At 69.4% G+C, this 16,121-nt stretch carries 19 protein-coding genes; all 19 read right to left on the reverse strand.

Annotated features, from left to right (window positions below; translation table 11 throughout):
• Positions 1 to 28: 28 nt before the first annotated feature.
• The 19 genes from ACQUQD_RS05270 to ACQUQD_RS05360 all read right to left on the reverse strand — a co-directional run bounded on the left by ACQUQD_RS05270 (position 29) and on the right by ACQUQD_RS05360 (position 16,088).
• Positions 29 to 382, reverse strand: coding sequence for a GNAT family N-acetyltransferase (locus tag ACQUQD_RS05270; protein ID WP_428950751.1), 354 nt, complete (start codon positions 380 to 382; stop codon positions 29 to 31).
• A gap of 28 nt (positions 383 to 410) precedes the next feature.
• Complete coding sequence (gene panD, locus ACQUQD_RS05275) at positions 411 to 833, reverse strand: aspartate 1-decarboxylase (protein ID WP_428950752.1); 423 nt, start codon at positions 831 to 833, stop codon at positions 411 to 413.
• Positions 834 to 1,254: 421 nt separating this feature from the next.
• Positions 1,255 to 1,473: a DUF5958 family protein gene (locus ACQUQD_RS05280; RefSeq protein ID WP_428950753.1), complete on the reverse strand. Its 219-nt coding sequence runs from the start codon at positions 1,471 to 1,473 to the stop codon at positions 1,255 to 1,257.
• A gap of 40 nt (positions 1,474 to 1,513) precedes the next feature.
• Positions 1,514 to 2,029 (reverse strand): SRPBCC family protein, encoded by a 516-nt coding sequence (locus ACQUQD_RS05285; protein WP_428950754.1) that lies wholly within the window; start codon positions 2,027 to 2,029, stop codon positions 1,514 to 1,516.
• A 22-nt stretch (positions 2,030 to 2,051) separates the two neighbouring features.
• Positions 2,052 to 2,819, reverse strand: a complete 768-nt coding sequence (locus tag ACQUQD_RS05290) for a 4'-phosphopantetheinyl transferase family protein (RefSeq protein WP_428950755.1) — start codon at positions 2,817 to 2,819, stop codon at positions 2,052 to 2,054.
• Complete coding sequence (locus tag ACQUQD_RS05295) at positions 2,816 to 4,588, reverse strand: acetyl/propionyl/methylcrotonyl-CoA carboxylase subunit alpha (protein WP_428957459.1); 1,773 nt, start codon at positions 4,586 to 4,588, stop codon at positions 2,816 to 2,818. The genes ACQUQD_RS05290 and ACQUQD_RS05295 overlap by 4 nt, the downstream gene beginning before the upstream one ends.
• A 262-nt stretch (positions 4,589 to 4,850) precedes the next feature.
• Positions 4,851 to 5,084: an acyl-CoA carboxylase epsilon subunit gene (locus ACQUQD_RS05300; RefSeq protein ID WP_428950756.1), complete on the reverse strand. Its 234-nt coding sequence runs from the start codon at positions 5,082 to 5,084 to the stop codon at positions 4,851 to 4,853.
• 16 nt (positions 5,085 to 5,100) lie between these two features.
• Entirely contained in the window at positions 5,101 to 6,645 is a 1,545-nt protein-coding gene (locus tag ACQUQD_RS05305) for an acyl-CoA carboxylase subunit beta (RefSeq protein WP_428950757.1), read from the reverse strand.
• Between the two features lie 20 nt (positions 6,646 to 6,665).
• Positions 6,666 to 7,670, reverse strand: a complete 1,005-nt coding sequence (locus ACQUQD_RS05310; protein ID WP_428950758.1) for an ACP S-malonyltransferase — start codon at positions 7,668 to 7,670, stop codon at positions 6,666 to 6,668.
• 1 nt (position 7,671) lies between these two features.
• Positions 7,672 to 8,157 carry a 3-hydroxyacyl-ACP dehydratase FabZ family protein gene (locus ACQUQD_RS05315; RefSeq protein ID WP_428950760.1) on the reverse strand — a complete coding sequence of 162 codons (486 nt, stop codon included), beginning with the start codon at positions 8,155 to 8,157 and terminating at the stop codon, positions 7,672 to 7,674.
• Entirely contained in the window at positions 8,154 to 8,558 is a 405-nt protein-coding gene (locus ACQUQD_RS05320) for a 3-hydroxyacyl-ACP dehydratase FabZ family protein (protein ID WP_428950761.1), read from the reverse strand. The genes ACQUQD_RS05315 and ACQUQD_RS05320 overlap by 4 nt, the downstream gene beginning before the upstream one ends.
• Position 8,559: 1 nt before the next feature.
• Complete coding sequence (locus ACQUQD_RS05325; RefSeq protein ID WP_428950762.1) at positions 8,560 to 9,270, reverse strand: SDR family NAD(P)-dependent oxidoreductase; 711 nt, start codon at positions 9,268 to 9,270, stop codon at positions 8,560 to 8,562.
• Positions 9,267 to 9,932 (reverse strand): HAD-IA family hydrolase, encoded by a 666-nt coding sequence (locus ACQUQD_RS05330; protein ID WP_428950763.1) that lies wholly within the window; start codon positions 9,930 to 9,932, stop codon positions 9,267 to 9,269. Before ACQUQD_RS05330 ends, ACQUQD_RS05325 begins: the two co-directional genes overlap by 4 nt.
• A complete protein-coding gene (locus ACQUQD_RS05335; RefSeq protein ID WP_428950764.1) occupies positions 9,929 to 10,882 on the reverse strand; it encodes an AfsA-related hotdog domain-containing protein in 954 nt (317 codons plus the stop codon). Before ACQUQD_RS05335 ends, ACQUQD_RS05330 begins: the two co-directional genes overlap by 4 nt.
• Entirely contained in the window at positions 10,879 to 11,979 is a 1,101-nt protein-coding gene (locus tag ACQUQD_RS05340; protein ID WP_428950765.1) for a beta-ketoacyl synthase N-terminal-like domain-containing protein, read from the reverse strand. The genes ACQUQD_RS05335 and ACQUQD_RS05340 overlap by 4 nt, the downstream gene beginning before the upstream one ends.
• Positions 11,976 to 13,238, reverse strand: coding sequence for a beta-ketoacyl-[acyl-carrier-protein] synthase family protein (locus ACQUQD_RS05345; RefSeq protein ID WP_428950766.1), 1,263 nt, complete (start codon positions 13,236 to 13,238; stop codon positions 11,976 to 11,978). Before ACQUQD_RS05345 ends, ACQUQD_RS05340 begins: the two co-directional genes overlap by 4 nt.
• Entirely contained in the window at positions 13,235 to 13,516 is a 282-nt protein-coding gene (locus ACQUQD_RS05350) for an acyl carrier protein (RefSeq protein ID WP_428950767.1), read from the reverse strand. The genes ACQUQD_RS05345 and ACQUQD_RS05350 overlap by 4 nt, the downstream gene beginning before the upstream one ends.
• A 100-nt stretch (positions 13,517 to 13,616) precedes the next feature.
• On the reverse strand, positions 13,617 to 14,657 hold the full coding sequence (locus tag ACQUQD_RS05355; RefSeq protein WP_428950768.1) for a 3-oxoacyl-[acyl-carrier-protein] synthase III C-terminal domain-containing protein: 1,041 nt from the start codon (positions 14,655 to 14,657) through the stop codon (positions 13,617 to 13,619).
• A gap of 51 nt (positions 14,658 to 14,708) precedes the next feature.
• Positions 14,709 to 16,088 carry an MFS transporter gene (locus tag ACQUQD_RS05360; RefSeq protein WP_428950769.1) on the reverse strand — a complete coding sequence of 460 codons (1,380 nt, stop codon included), beginning with the start codon at positions 16,086 to 16,088 and terminating at the stop codon, positions 14,709 to 14,711.
• Between the last annotated feature and the right edge of the window lie 33 nt (positions 16,089 to 16,121).

The following is a 16,121-nucleotide window of genomic DNA, read 5'->3' on the forward strand; positions in this document are numbered from 1 at the left end:
CGGCACCCTATGCAGCGGTCCGTTCCGGTCACCACTTGCCCGGGTCGGCGGCCAGTGCCGCCTTGGCGGCCTCCAGCAGCCCGGCGGGGGCGGCGGGCGCCTCGCCGGGGTGCCGCTCGGCCCACTCGACGACGAACGAGCAGAGCGGCGCGACCGCCAGGGTCTCGCGGGCGGCCGTCGCGTACAGCTCGCGGGCCAGCGAGCCCGCGATGCCCTTCCCCTCGTGCGCCGGCTCCACGATGGTGTGCACGGGCACCAGGGCGCGCTCCGGCTCCTCCAGCACGAAGTACTGGATGTAGCCGACGATCTCCCCGCCGGCGCCGCCCGCACGGGCCAGGAGGAGGCCCTGTTCGCGGTCGTCCTGGATCTCGATGTCGCTCATGGCTCTCCTCGCGTGGCAGGGCTCCGGGTCAGCCCGCGGGGACCGCCTGGGGGCTGCGCAGGGTGTCGCCGCCGGGGGCCGGTTCGGAGGGGTCCGCGCCGAGCGCCACGATGCGGTTGTCCCGGTCCACGTGCACGACCTTGGGCCGCAGGGACCGCGCCTCGGCGTCGTCGACCTGAGCGTAGCTGATGATGATCACCAGGTCGCCCGGGTGCACGAGGTGGGCGGCCGCCCCGTTGATCCCGATGACTCCGGAGCCGCGCTCGCCCTCGATGACATAGGTCTCCAGGCGGGCGCCGTTGTCGATGTCGACGATGTGCACGAGCTCGCCGGGCAGCAGGTCGGCGGCGTCGAGCAGGTCCGCGTCGATGGTGACCGAGCCGACGTAGTGCAGGTCGGCCTGGGTGACGGTGGCACGGTGGATCTTGGACTTGAACATAGTTCGCAGCATCGAGCTACTCCCGGACTGAGGCTCCCTGCCTGCGTTTTTGCAGGTCAAGGGCTGTAACCACAGCCTACAACGAGTCGCATGTCCGGGAGGGATTCCTCAGGTTTTTCCGGACTGGTGCTGACCGATTGCCGACTTTCCTGACGACTCACCACCTGACCGGGAGCCGCGCCCCAACCCCGTCCCGTCCCCTGTCCGCACCGCAAGCACCCCCGCAGCATCAGCATCGAGCCCCCCAGCCCACGACGCCTTCCCGACCTTCCGGTCGGCGCACTCACCGAGACGCACGCCATCCGCACGACCTGGACCCACGAGCGCAATGATCGGCTCCGACGCCGACGACACGGGCGCGTGAGCACTGGCCTCAGCCCGTCTTGCCGCGGATCGAGCCCAGAGGCCGAGAACAGCGGTGGGAGATCTGTCATCACCTGCCGGCGACGGGCGGGGTGTGCCACCAGTGACCGCATCCACCGGCACGGAAGAGCTTGCGGCGCCGTTCGTCCACGGCCGCGAGTACCGCGACCAGTAGCCGGAACGCCTTGCGGCGTTCGTCGGCAGAGGTGAGGCCGGCGATCTTCCCCAGTTGCTGGTCGATCGGGCCGCAAGTGATCAGAACCGTTGTCTCGCTGAGCATCTCGGACATGCCGACAGCGCCAGTGCGCGAAGAGCGTCGCCCGTTGGCGCTACGCTTCCGCCTCGGTTCGTACCCCGGCCAACGTTCCGTCGATGGCCGTCCGCAGCATGGCGAAGCGGCCGTCGAGGATCTGTTCCTCCCGCTCTGGATTGCGCTCGATCACCGCGTGGAGGGGGCCGGGCGTCGCGCCAAGCTTCATGCCGTGCTTCAAGCGGGTGCCAGAGCCGTCCTCGGTCGGTTCGATGTGGTAGGTCCAGACTGATAGAGGTTCGCCGTTGTCGTGGCGGGCGTCGTAGTAGACGACTTCCCATTGGAAGGTGCGTTCGGGCTCAATCGTGACGATGCGGCTGACCGTCTGCCACTCTCCGAGCCCGCCGTTGCGGTTGCGTCCGACGAAGCAGGCTCCTACAGCGGGCTTGTCGGCGCCATCGAGCCACTGGACCTCCTGTAGTTCAGGGCTGTGCCGGACAGATGTGGCGATGTCTGACACCAGGTCCCAGACTTTCCAGGCGGGAGCGGCGATCTCGATCGTGCTCTCCACCTGCGGGCCGTCCGCGAGACGCATGGGTTCATCCTCCGTGGGTTTGTCAGTTCAGCGTTGATGTTGGCAGGGCGGGTTCCGGGAGCGCGGGGCCGTCTCCGGTGATCGTGTCGATCGCCGCAGCAGTTGCGATCGTTGCGCAGGTGACGCCCCACTTGCCGCTGATCTCGACAACCGGGCCGGAGCGAAGAAGATCCGCCCTGAAGCCACCCTTGCGGCCATCCTCGGAATCGGGCCACAGCGACACCTCAGCCTGCAGGAAGTCGAGTTCACTGCGGGCGAGGGGATACCAGGCCTTGAAGACTGTCTCTTTCGCGGAGAACAGCACACGTCCCCAGTGCACGCTCGGCCAGCGGCCCGCGAGTTCTCTGAGCTGCTCCGCCTCACGGTTGCCGACCACCAGCTCTCTTACGTAAGGGGGAAGTTCTGCGTGGGGTTCGGCATCTATGCCGACTGAAACCAGTCCGTGATCCACTCGCGCGACGGCGGCCGCCTGGTATCCATTGCAGTGGGTCATGGCCCCGACGATCCCCGGCGGCCACTCGGGGGCCCCGCGTGGCCCGGGGAGCAGGGGAACCGGTGGCTCGCCAAGGCTTCTCAGCGCGCGCCGTGCGCACTCCCGGACAGCGGTGAACTCCTGCCGGCGTTTGGCTCCGGCCGCTGCCATGAGCCTTGCTTCTTCCGGGAACAGCGCACCCGGCGAGTCCCACAGCCCGGTGCCGAACGATTCCACGGCTGCCACGTGCGGGGGGAGCAGGGAGGCGAGCAGTCCGCGGCCGTCAGCAGTGGGGGCGTCGGCCGCCGCGTTGTTCACTCCTTGATCTCGCAGATCGCGGCGCCCGAGGTGAGGGAGGCGCCGATCTCGGCGGACAGACCCTTGACGGTGCCCGACTTGTGGGCGTTGAGGGGCTGTTCCATCTTCATGGCCTCCAGGACGACGATCAGGTCGCCCTCCTTGGCCTCCTGGCCCTCCTCGACGGCCACCTTGACGATGGTGCCCTGCATCGGGGAGGCGAGGGTGTCACCGGAGGCGGCCGGGCCGGACTTCTTGGCCGCGCGCCGCTTCGGCTTCGCGCCGGCCGCCAGACCGGTGCGGGCCAGCGACATGCCGAGCGACGACGGGAGGGAGACCTCCAGGCGCTTGCCGCCGACCTCGACCACGATCGTCTCGCGGTCGCCGTCCTCGTCCTCGGCGTCCGCGCCCGCCGGGGCGAACGGCGGGATGTCGTTGACGAACTCGGTCTCGATCCACCGGGTGAAGATGGTGAACGGGTCCTGCGAGCCGGTCAGTTCGGGCGCGAACGCCGGGTCGACCACGACCTTGCGGTGGAACGGGATGGCGGTGGCCATGCCCTCGACCTCGAACTCGGCCAGCGCGCGGGCGGCCCGCTGCAGGGCCTCCTTGCGGGTGCGGCCGGTCACGATCAGCTTGGCCAGCAGCGAGTCCCAGGCCGGGCCGATCACCGAGCCGGACTCGACGCCCGCATCCAGGCGGACACCCGGGCCGGCCGGGCCCTCGAACCTGGTGACGGTGCCCGGCGCGGGCAGGAAGTTGCGCCCCGGGTCCTCACCGTTGATGCGGAACTCGAAGGAGTGACCGCGCAGTTCGGGGTCGCCGTAGCCGAGCTCCTCGCCGTCGGCGATCCGGAACATCTCGCGCACCAGGTCAATGCCCGCGACCTCCTCGGTCACCGGGTGCTCGACCTGCAGACGGGTGTTGACCTCCAGGAAGGAGATCGTGCCGTCCGCGCCCACCAGGAACTCCACGGTGCCCGCGCCGACATAGCCGGCCTCCTTCAGGATCGCCTTCGAGGAGGAGTACAGCTCCTCCAGCTGGGCGTCCGAGAGGAACGGGGCCGGCGCCTCCTCCACCAGCTTCTGGTGGCGGCGCTGCAGCGAGCAGTCACGGGTGGACACGACCACCACATTGCCGTGGCTGTCGGCCAGGCACTGGGTCTCCACGTGCCGCGGCTTGTCCAGGTAACGCTCCACGAAGCACTCACCGCGGCCGAACGCGGCCACCGCCTCGCGCACCGCGGAGTCGTACAGCTCCGGCACCTCCTCGAGCGTGCGGGCGACCTTCAGGCCGCGGCCGCCGCCGCCGAAGGCGGCCTTGATCGCGATCGGCAGGCCGTGCTCCTCGGCGAACGCCACCACCTCGTCCGCACCCGAGACCGGGTCCGGGGTGCCGGCGACCAGCGGGGCACCGGCGCGCTGCGCGATGTGCCGGGCGGCGACCTTGTCGCCCAGGTCCCGGATGGCGTGCGGCGGCGGGCCGATCCAGATCAGCTCCGCGTCCAGCACCGCCTGGGCGAACTCCGCGTTCTCCGACAGGAATCCGTAGCCCGGGTGGATCGCGTCCGCGCCGGAGTCCTTCGCCGCCTGCAGCACCTTCTGGATGTCCAGGTAGCTGGTCGCGGGGGTGTCACCACCCAGCGCGAAGGCCTCGTCGGCCGCGCGGACATGCAGAGCGTCCCGGTCCGGTTCGGCGTAGACGGCAACGCTCGCGATCCCGGCGTCCCGGCACGCCCGGGCCACGCGGACAGCGATTTCGCCACGGTTGGCGATGAGCACCTTGCGCATGCCGTTCATTCGGCTTTCTCTCCCTTGCTGCGCGTCGCGGTCCCGTCCGTGCGGGGTCTCGGCGCGCTCGCCGCTTCGCCGGTTACCGCGCGGCTTGTCGGTTCCGGTACGGGTGGGGTGGTGGCCTCAGTCGATGCCTCGGTAGATGTGAAGCTCATCGCTCCGTTCCTCCTCTCCGGCCAGTAGCGGGGGTGCGGGGTACGGTTCGTCGGCGGTCCGCGTCGTACTGGTCCTGGTCGCGGTCCTGTCGTGGGTGGCCACGTCACATTCCTCGACGCCAGCTGCCGGGGAAGCGGTAGGTGGCGTGTCGCTCCGGCCGGTCCCAGCGAGGGGTGTCCTGGGGGGCGTGCGACGGCGTGTCGGCCGTGGTCTCCGCGGCGGCGGCCCGCGTGAGGAGCAGCACGGTGAGTGCGGCGAGCTCGATGTCGGTGGCGTGGCCGCGTTCGATGCGGACCAGGGGGGCCGCCGCGGCAGCGGATGGGATTGCGGTGGTCACGGTGTCGCTTCGCTTTCTACTGGGGCGGGTTGCCGTGTTTGCGGGACGGCAGGTCTGCGTGTTTGGTGCGCAGCATCGCCAGGGACTTGATGAGGACCTCGCGGGTGGCGGCGGGGTCGATGACGTCGTCGACCAGGCCGCGCTCGGCCGCGTAGTAGGGGTGCATCAGTTCAGCCTTGTACTCCTTGACCATGCGGGTGCGTTCGGTCTCGGGGTCGTCGGCTGCGGCGATCTGTCGGCGGAAGATGACGTTGGCGGCACCTTCGGCGCCCATCACGGCGATCTCGTTGGTGGGCCAGGCATACGACAGGTCGGCGCCGACGGACCGGGAGTCCATGACGATGTAGGCGCCGCCGTAGGCCTTGCGCAGGATCAGCTGGATGCGCGGGACGGTGGCGTTGCAGTAGGCGTAGAGCAGTTTGGCGCCGTGGCGGATGATGCCGCCGTGCTCTTGGTCGACTCCGGGCAGGAAGCCGGGGACGTCGAGCAGCGTCACGATGGGAATGTTGAAGGCATCGCACATCTGGACGAATCGGGCGGCCTTTTCGGAGGCGTTGATGTCGAGCACGCCGGCGAGGGATCGGGGCTGGTTGGCGACGATGCCGACGGTCCGGCCGTCGAGTCGGGCGAGGGCGACCAGCACGTTGGTGGCCCAGCGCTCGTGGATCTCCAGGCAGTCGCCGTCGTCGACGACCGATTCGAGCACGGCGCGCATGTCGTAGGGGCGGTTGCCGTCTGCGGGGACGATGTCGAGGAGGTCGTCGCAGCGCCGGTCGGCGGGGTCGTCGGCGTCGAGGGCCGGCGGGTTCTCGCGGTTGTTTCGCGGCAGGAGCGACAGGAGGTAGCGCACTTCGGCGAGGCAGGTCTCCTCGTCGTCGTAGGCGAAGTGCGCGACGCCCGAGGTCTCGGCGTGCACGTCGGCGCCGCCCAGACCGTTCTGGGTGATCTCCTCGCCGGTGACGGCCTTCACGACATCCGGTCCGGTGATGAACATCTGGGATGTGTCGCGGACCATGAAGACGAAGTCGGTCAGGGCCGGGGAGTAGGCGGCGCCGCCGGCGCAGGGGCCGAGCATGACGCTGATCTGCGGGATGACGCCGGATGCCTGGGTGTTGCGCTGGAAGATTCCGCCGTAGCCGGCGAGCGCTGTGACACCTTCTTGGATACGAGCGCCGGCGCCGTCGTTGAGGGAGACCAGGGGGGCTCCGGCCGCGATGGCCATGTCCATTGTTTTGTGGATCTTTTCGGCGTGGGCTTCGCCCAGTGCTCCGCCGAAGATCCGGAAGTCGTGCGCGTAGAGAAAGACAGTGCGGCCGTCCACAGTGCCCCAGCCGGTGACCACACCGTCGGTGTGCGGCTTCTTGGCCTCCAGGCCGAAGCCGGTTGCCCGGTGCCGGCGCAGAGGCTCGATCTCGTTGAACGATCCCTCGTCGAGCAGCAGGTCGATCCGTTCCCTGACGGTCAGCTTTCCTTTGGCGCGCTGGCGTTCGGTGGCGCGGGGATCCGCGCCTTCGGCGATGACCTGCTTGAGAGCCATCAGTTCCTCGACGGCGCTGTGCATTTGGTCTTCCTCCGTCGTGCTCATCGGGCACCCGCCGGTTCGGGCGCGTGAAGGTCCGCATCGGCCTCGGCGAGTACGCGGTCGATGTCGTCGGGGCCGGCCAGCGCGATGGCCCGTGCTTCGGGCCTGGCTCGCGCAAGGAGCCGGGTGAGCGGTCCGGCCGGGGCCAGCTCGATGTGAAGTGCGTCCGGGGCCAGACGGGCGATCGTGTGCCCGCACAGATCCCAGCGGACCGGTGAGACGAGCTGTGTGATCAGCCGGCGGCGCAGTTCGTCGGAGTTCGCGACAAGGGCGCCGTCGCCGTTGCCGAGGAGGTCGGAGGCGGGTTGGACGAAGTCGGCCTCGTTCACGGCGCGGTCGAAGGCCTCGACCGCGGGCGTCATGGCCTCGGTGTGGAAGGCTCCGGCGACGTTCAGGGGCGCCACGCGGGTGCCCGTGGGAGGTGCGTCGGCCAGCGCTGCGATCAGGTTCGCCGGGCCTGCGGCCACGAACTGGTGACTGCCGTTGAAGTTGGCGATGGTGACGCCCATGGCTTCCACGGCTGCCACGAGTTCGTCATCGCCGGCCCCTGCCCGCTTGGACGGCATGACCGCAGCCATGCCGGTCGGCGTGGCCCGGCACGCCTGTGACATCACCGCGCCCCGCACTCTGGCCAGGGAGACGGCCTCTGCCGCGCCGAGATGCCCGGCCCCCGCGGCCGCGGACAGTTCGCCGACCGAGTGTCCGGCGTACAGGATCGTGTCGGGGAACGCCGGAAGCCTGCTGCGCAGCAGTTGGTGGGCGAGCACGGACACGGCGACGATCAGCGGCTGGGCGTAGGCCGTGTCGGCGAGGAGGGCCTCGTCGTCGCCGGCGCGCAGCAGGTCGAAGCCGGCCGCGCGGGACCAGGAGTCGATCTGTTCCCAAGCGCCGGGCACGGCCTCCAGCCAGGGGTGGAGCATTCCCGGTCGCTGGACTCCCTGTCCGGGGGCGGTGACGACGTAGCGGTAGCCCATGTAACTCTCCTTCTCCTGCCATGCGGGCATGTCAGCTCCGCTCGGATGCGTCGGCGAGTGAGCCGGCCGGGCGCAGCAGGGTGATGGCGCGGTCCACCTCGAGGACGACGCGGCCATCGCCGGTGCGGGCCACGCCACTGAACGTGGCGGTCTCCTCGTCCCGGTCCGTCAGCGTGACGGTGTGCTCCAGGAGCTCACCCGCGTGCACTGCTCCCTTGACTCGCACCCCGCGTGCGGAGCCGAAGATCAGCAGTTGCTTCTCGTCGCCTGCGGACTCCACGAGGAGGAGGAGTCCACAGGCCTGCAGGAAGGACTCCAGGGTGAGGCTGGCGGGCAGGGCGGCCGGCCGGGTGCGGCCGATGTGCAGGTCGAGCTCGTGATAGGTCACGGCCTTCACGGCCGTGAGCGTGCCCGGCCGGTGCTCGACGATCCGGTCGATGTGCAGCGCGGGGTAGCCGTAGGGCAGCAGGTCCCCGGGATCGGGGTAGGCGGTGATCGGATCGGGTGCGGTCGTCATGTCCTGCACCTCCATCTGGCCGTGATGCGGGCGCAGCGCTGCCCGTCGATGCTGCAGGTGGTGTGGGTGAGCAGGTCGGTGCGGTCGCCGGTGATGTCGGTGTCCAGCTCGACCACGTCGCCGGCCAGCGCCGGGCGGCTGAAGCGGACAGAGCGCAGCTCTGTCAGGTCGACCCCGCCCAGAGCGCCGTCGAGGTGCAGTTCGAGCATCTGCTGCAGGCTCTCGACGAGGAAGACGCCGGGATACACGGTCAGTTCGGGGAAGTGACCGGACAGGTACGGGTCGTCGGGGACGACTTTCTTGCGGCCGATGAACCCGTTGGGGGTCGGCCGGATGTCGTCCACCGCGGGCAGCGGCAGTCGGCGGCCCGCGTCGACCAGTGGATACGTGTGGGCTGCCATGTCACACGCCCATACCGACGCCGCCGCCGATCGGGATCGAGGAGCCGGTGACGAACCCTGCCTCGTCGGATACCAGGAAGGCGACGAGTGCGGCCACCTCTTCGGGTTGGCCGACTCGGCGCAGCGCCGTCTGGGAGACGATCTCGTCGCGCCGCTTCGTCGAGAGGTCAGAGATCATGTCGGTCTCGATCAGGCCGGGCAGCACCACGTTGGACGTGATGCCGGCCCGTCCGAGCTCCCAGGACAGAGAGCGGGCGAGGCCGATCAGGCCGCTCTTGGATGCCGCGTAGTTGACCTGTCCGGGCGAGCCCCACAGCGCCACGATGGAGGAGACGAACACCAGGCGTCCCCACTTGTTCGCGAGCATGTCCGGCACCGTTTCGCGGGCCACGTTGATGGAGCCGCTGAGGTTGGTGTCCAAGACGTCCTGGACTGCGTCGTGCGACTGGGTGAGCAGCGGCCCGTCGTTCATGACCCCGGCGCAGTTGATAACGATGTCGATCTCGCCGAGGATGTCTCGCGCCTGGTCGACGGCCTGGCTGACCGACTCCGGGTCGCGTACGTCGCATTCGACGAACGAGACGCCGTCCAGTTCGGGCTTGGTGGTGCGGGCGGTGCCCACGACGCGGTAGCCGCGCTTGTACAGCTCGGTGGCGATGGCCGCTCCGATGCCGCGGCTGGCTCCGGTGACGAACGCGGTGCGATTGGTCATCGTGCTGCTCCTTGCTGATGTGCGCGCACGCGCACGAACGATTCGATGTGTGCGATGGCGGAGGCCGTGGAGTCGCCTCCGCCGATGACGCCTTGCCAGCCAGCCCGCCGGGCACCGGCGACGTTGGCTTCCAGGTCGTCGACGAGGACGTTGGACGGGGCAGGCAGGCCGGAGACCGATTCGGCCAGTTCGAACATCTGCGGCTCGGGCTTGCGGGTGCCCAGGTCGCAGGAGAGGAGGACCGCGTCGAACAGCCCGTCCCAGTCGGCGAACTCGGCGAACGGTGCCTTCCAGTCCACGGGCAGATTGGAGATCAGGCCGACGAAGACCCCGGCTTCGCGCCACGTGCGCAGCGCGGTGAGCCATCGTGTGTCGACCCTGCGGTCGGCCCACCATTCGGCGCCCAGTTCGGACAGATCGGCCTCGATGAGGTACTGGGCAGCCAGCTCCGTCTCGAGGGCCGCTGTCCACTGCCGTTCGTCGAGGATCCCCGAATCCAGCACGGCCATCCCGTCCGGGCTGTTGTGCCGGTCCGCGATGGAGCGCAGACACGTCCCGAGTTGCGCAGGGGTGAAGGACTTGCCTTCGCAGTAGGTCCTGAGCCCTTCCTGCAGCGGCGGGGTCATGACGCCGCGGAAGTCGGTCCACACGGCGTGGCTCATGACACGTCCCCGTCTCCCGGTGCGACGGGGCCCACGGCGAACGACAGACGGGTGACGGCCAGGCCGTCCTGCACGCACTCCACGTCGGTCCAGTGGGATCCGCGCCGTGCCACGACGCTTGTCTCGCGGTCGAGTTCGGCGAAGTGCTCGAACGTGGCGCGTACCGCGGTGACGGCCTGTGTGGCGGGCTGGTAGGTGCCGGCAATGGCCAGCTGGCGTCCCGCCTCGATCAGGACCATGGCAGGAAAGTGGTCGTAATCGTGGTCGAAGAGGCTCGCGTTGGAGAGGTCCGGGGCCAGCAACGCGCTCAGGAGATCTCCCTCGGCGTGCGCTTCGCCGATGGCCACGTTGGTGGCCAGAGTCCGGGCCACGCTGCGAGGTGTGCTCAGGCCGGCCCGCGCCGCGTCGGAGCGCAGGGCAGCGGTGGTCGGCGCGGGTGTGCCGTCTCGCTGGTAGGCGCGAAGCTCCGGGTATCGGGGCTTGGGCACACCTTGCACCGCCATGGTCGTGCGGGCAAGGGGACGGCCGGTGGCGTCGGTGACCGTCTGCGCGTACTCGATCTGCTTCGGTGTTCCGTCGCTGCGCAGCCGCAGTTGCTCGAAGTCGGTGCGCACCGTCGCCTCTGCGGTGAGGGACGCGAGGGCTGCCGGGTCGATGAGCTCCACGTCGATCGAGTTGAAGAAGAACGCGATGTTGTGGGAGAGGCCCTCGAACTCGTGGGCGGCGCTGAGCGCGGCCTGCCGGCAGGCCTCGACCAGCAGGAGGATGTCCAGCCAGTGCGAGATCGGGTGGTCTCGGTAGTAGGGGCTGAGGTCGGTGGTGACCGTCGTGCTGACGTATCCGCCGTCGGCTGCCTGTCGGGGCGGCGAGACGAGGATCTCCTGGTCATTGGCGCGGTGCACCAGGTCCCGGCGGACGCGGCTGCCCGCGAGGGTCGCATCGGTGGTCATGTGCGCCCCTCGACGGTCAGGATCGCGGCAGCCACCGCGCCGGATTCGTCGATGCCGGTGATCAGTACGCCGGTGCCGGGCTCCCCCAGGGCGAGGGCGGCGGTCAGCTGCATGGCACCGAGTGCGGCGCCGCACTCGCCGACCGCCGAGCGCACGTCGACCCGTTCGGCGTCCAGCGATGCCAGAGCCACGTGTTCGCTCTGCTCCAGCGAGGTGCCGACGGTTCCGGGCAGGACCAGCTTGATCTCGATACCGGCGTCCCTGGCGGCGTTCTGGGCGCGGACGATGGCGCGGCGCAGCGCGCCGGTGTATCCGCTGTGGGTGCGCTGCGGGGCGAACAGCACCTCGCAGGCGGTCAGCGTGGCCAGCGCGGTCGGGGCGTCGGGGCCGGCAGGTTCGAGGGCGAGGAGCGCTGCTCCCTCACCGATGGTGACGGACTCGTCGACGCTCTTGGTCAGGCGGGTGCCCCAGGCGGTGTGAGGCGACAGCTCCTCGACTCCGCCGACGAGCATCCGCTCCGCGTGCCCGCAGCGAATGAGGCGCGCGCCGTACTGCAGCGCGGACAGTGTGCTGACGGTGCCGTTGGCCAGGGTGGAGTTGGGGCCGCGGAGCCGGTGCCAGATGGCGATCTGGCTGGCGCAGCAGTTCATCGTGACGTTGGGGAAGACGGCGGGGTTGACGAGGTCGATCCCCTTGCCCTCGATGATGTCGACGTCGAGTTCGACGCTGCTGCGGAGGCTTCCGACGACCGTGCCCATGGCGATACCGGTGGACTCCCAGGACCGCTCGCTGACTTCGGACCGCTCGGTCAGTTCACGCTTGAGGAGCGTGCTGGCCGCCAGCCCGAGGCGGGTGGTGCGGTCGAGGTTCTTCGTTCCCTTGCGGGGTACGTAGTCGGTGATCTTGAAGTCCGGTACGGCGGCGACCTGTCCGGGCAGGCCGTCGTAGGCCTCCGTGTCGGTGCCGGTCGTGTCGGGAGCCGGTGCGCTGCCGGGTGTGGCCGGTGTGCGCAAGGCGGTGCGCAGGGCGTCGAGGCCGACGCCGGCGGCGCTGAGTACGGACGCCCATGAAATCTGCAGTCGCTGTACGGAGCTCATCGTTGTCCCCCCTGTGTGTGGCCCGCGCCGACGGGCTCGTGGTCGTCGTAGGCGCCGAAGATCGTGATGGCGTTGTTGCCGCCGAACGCGAAGCCGTGGTTCTGCGCGACCTTGACCTCTGCGGTCTTGGCGCCGGAGCCGACGACGTCGATGCCGTGGCCGAATGCCGGGTCCACCGTGCGCAGGTTGGTGGTGGGCGGCAGGAAGGATTCCTCGATCGCCTTGCAGCAGGCGATCGCGCCGAAGCCACTGGCGGCGCCCATCGTGTGGCCGAGCATCGATTTGATGGAGCTGATGGGCGGGTGCTCGTCGCCGAAGACCAGCCGGGTGGCGGTGATCTCGGTGATGTCGTTCGTCGGCGTGCCCGTGCCGTGGGCACAGATGTAGTCGACGTCGGCCGCCGTGATGCCCGAGTTGGTGTGGGCCTTGCGGATGCACTCGGCGATGGACTCGGCGTCCGGGTGCACGATGTGGTGGGCGTCGCAGCTGAGTCCGTAGCCGAGCAGTTCGGCGTAGACGTGAGCGCCGCGGCTTCGGGCGTGCTCCAGCTCCTCGAGGATCAGCACCGCGCCGCCCTCGGCGGTGACGATTCCGGTGCGGTCCTGGTCGAACGGCCGGGGCACGTCGTCGGCGACGGCGCCCAGGCTCTGGAATCCGGCGTGGGTGAAGCGGTTGACGCTGTCGGCGCCGCCCGCGACCATCACGTCGGCCTCACCGGCGACGATCTTGTCTGCGGCGCTGCCGATGGCGTAGTTGGCCGCCGAGCAGGCGGTCGGGATCACCAGTGTCTCGCCGTGCAGGCCGAGTTCGACCGAGACGGCCGCCGCGATGTTGCCGGCCGGGATCTTGCGGATCACGTCGGCGTCGACTGCGGCGGGCCCGTCCGTCAGCCATTGCTGGGTGAAGGTGTCGACGGACGGGGCCTCGCCATTGGTGGTGCCGATGATGGCGCCCGTGGTGGTGCGGGTGTCCTCGTCGAGTTCGATGCCTGCGTCCTGGACCGCGAGGCGGGCCGCGGCCGCTGCGAAGTGGGCGGTGCGCCCCCACTCGTTGGGGCGGATGACGCTGACGATGCCGGCCGGATCGAAGTCCGTTACTTCACCGGCGAGTTGGGAGGGGAAGTCGCTGCTGTCGAAGGCGGTGATGGGTGTCACGCCGCTCAGGCCGGCTTTGATGCCCGCGGTGAATTCCGCCGCTCCGGTGCCGATGCTGCTGACGCATCCCAGGCCGGTCACCACGACCCGGCGTGCGGGGCTCACTGGCCGCCGTCCTTGGAGTCACGTATCGCGATGATCTGCTGGACGAGCAGGTCGACGGTACGCAGATCCACGGCGAGTTCGCGGGGCACGCGGATCGACAGCTGCTTGTTCACGCGGGCGAGGACCTGGATCAGGCCGAGGGAGTCGGCGCCGTAGAAATCGATCAGGTCGGCCTGCGCGTCGACCTCGTCCGGCTCGACGTCGAGTTCGAGCTCGTCGACGATGATGTCGAGAGTGGTCTCGCGAATGAGCTCGTCGGAGATTACGGCAGTAGTCATGATGTATTCCTTCTCAGTGTTTTTCGAATGGAGCTGGCTGACTGGGATGTATCGGTCAGGTCGCTCATGGGATCGGCTGCTGTGATGTGCGGGAGGGATGTCAGGCGGACACGCACTCCAGCACCAGGCACGACCAGGTGTAGCCGCCGCCGGCATTGACGACGATGCAGATGTCACCGGGACGCAGATCCCGGTCCTGGGCCATGTCCTCGATGTTGGCGCCCACGTCGGCGACACCGAGGTGGGCGGTGAGGTCCCCGGACCAGGAGAGCTTGTCCTCGCCGAAGACGGGGGCGAGGTGGCCGCGGTACACGGTCTCGAAGATCTTTCCGCTCAGCCGCGGCACGGCCACGGAGCGGATGTGGTCCTCGCTTCCGTCGAGTCCGGCCTCCGCCAGGGCCTGGGACACGCACCCGAGGAGGCTGGCGCGGGACCTCTCCCCGAAGCCGGCCATGCCGTACTCGGTGAGATAGGCCTTCTTGGCCGCCTTGAGGTCGACCGTTCCGCCGTCGCGCAGGGCGGGGCCGGGGGTCGGCCGGTACCCGGCGCGGTTCATGACCTCGAGTTCCGGGGCGGCCTTGCTGGCGAGCGACACGATGCGGAAGGAGTTGTGCGCGGCGGCATTGCGGGAGACCAGGAGTGCGGTCCCCGCATCGCCGTGCACACAGCCGTAGTTGAGGTTCCAGCGGTCGATCTGCGGGAACTGCATGGCGTCGGCGGTGGTGACGGCGCCGGTCCTGAGCGAGGCGTCGGCCTTCATGGAGCGGGTGAGCAGTTCCAGCGCCGCCATCGGCGCGTTGCAGCCCTGCGAGAGATTCATCGGCAGGGCTCCGAGGGCCTCGGTCTGGTGGGCGACGTAGTGCGCCGCGCTCCAGATGTCGAAGCCCTGGTGCCACCATCCGCAGTGGATCAGGACGTCGACGTCCGAGGCATTCGTGTCGGCGGACTTGAGGGCGGTGCGCAGCGCGTCGACGGCCATGTCGGCGGCTGGGGCCTCTTCGTCGAAGACGGGAACGCTCGGGTTGCCGATGGTCTCGTCGTAGTCGCGGACGAGGCCTTGGGCGAGCGCCTCGGCCACCGGAACTCGGTTGGCCGGGTAGGACACGGCGTTGCCGTTGAGGAACAGGTCACCGATGAGCATGTGTCACTCCGGGTAGGTGAGGGATCCGGGGCCGAGGCCCGCAGGGACGCTTTAGGCGTCGCTCTTCTGCTGCAGTGCGGCGGTGCCGAAGAGGCAGATGAGGAGGCCCACGGCGAGGAACACAGCGGTGACGATCACGAACCCGAGGTTCATGCCGCTGTCGGCCGCGATGGTGATGAACACCTGGCCGAGGATCGCCGTGCCGGCCGCGACCGCGGTCTGCTGGGCGGTCGACATGATCCCGCTGCCCGCACCGGCCTGATCCGGCGGGAGCGAGGAGAGGATCGTTCGGAAGACCGGCGGGATGAACAGACCGTTGCCGACTCCGATCAGGAACATCGGGATGAGCAGGTCGTAGAAGTGAAGGTGGGGCCACCACAGGCGGGTCGCGCCGATCAGGAGGATGAGACCGACAGCCTGGACTGCGGTGCCCGCCTGGACGGTGCGCACGCCGATACGGCCCATGAGCTTCGGTGCGCGCAGGGAGCCGAGGAACGCTCCGACCGCCAGCGGTGCCACGGAGATACCGGACTCCACCGCGCTCATGCCGTTGCCGTTCTGCAGTGCGAGCGGCACCGCGAGGGAGAAGCCGCTGAAGACCAGGAACCCTCCGCCGAGAATGAGCAGCCCGCGGTTGACCGCGCGCAGGCGAACCAGCGAGGGCGGGATCAGCGGGATGCGCCCGCGCGCCTCGAGTCGGCGTCCGTAGCGCCACAGCGCGATCCCGCAGACCACGGCGACCACGAGGAGCGCCCAGCACCACAGCGGCCATCCCTCTTGGCGGCCGACGCTGAGCGGGATCAGCAGCGTCAGAATGCCGAGGCCCAGGAGCACGGTGCCGCCGATGTCCATCGTCTGGCCCGGCGCGCCCTTGGTGTCGGGGACCTGGGCCTGTGCCCCGATCATCGCCAGGATGCCCAGCGGGACGTTGACCAGGAAGATCGGCCGCCAGTCGAGACCGGCGATGTCGGCCCAGACCAGCACGCCACCGAGCAGCTGCCCGGCCGCTGCGGAAAGGCCGCCGATCGCCCCGTACAGGCCGATGGCGCGGGCCTTGGCGGATTCCACCAGTGAGGTCTGGATGGTCGACAGGCCCTGCGGCAGCAGGATGGCAGCTGCCGCGCCCTGCAGCACGCGGGCCCCGATCAGGAAGCCCATGCTCGGTGCGAGCCCGCAGGCCAGGGAGGTGACGGTGAACGCCAGGATGCCGATCTGGAGCATCCGTCGGCGGCCGTAGCGGTCGCCGAGCTTGCCACCGAGCACCAGGAAGATCGCGTAGGCGATGACGTAGCCGCTGACGATGAACTGCGCCACCGAGGTGCCGGTGTGGAAGGTCTGCTGGATCGACGGCAGTGCCACGTTGACGATGGAGGCGTCAATCATGGTGAGTGCTGCTGCGACGAGGACCGTGGCAAGTCCCAGCGTGCCCATGGTGGATTGGTGTTCTGCGCGGGGTGGGGACGA

The organism is Streptomyces sp. cg35, from assembly GCF_050410835.1.
Taxonomy (GTDB): Bacteria; Actinomycetota; Actinomycetes; order Streptomycetales; family Streptomycetaceae; genus Streptomyces.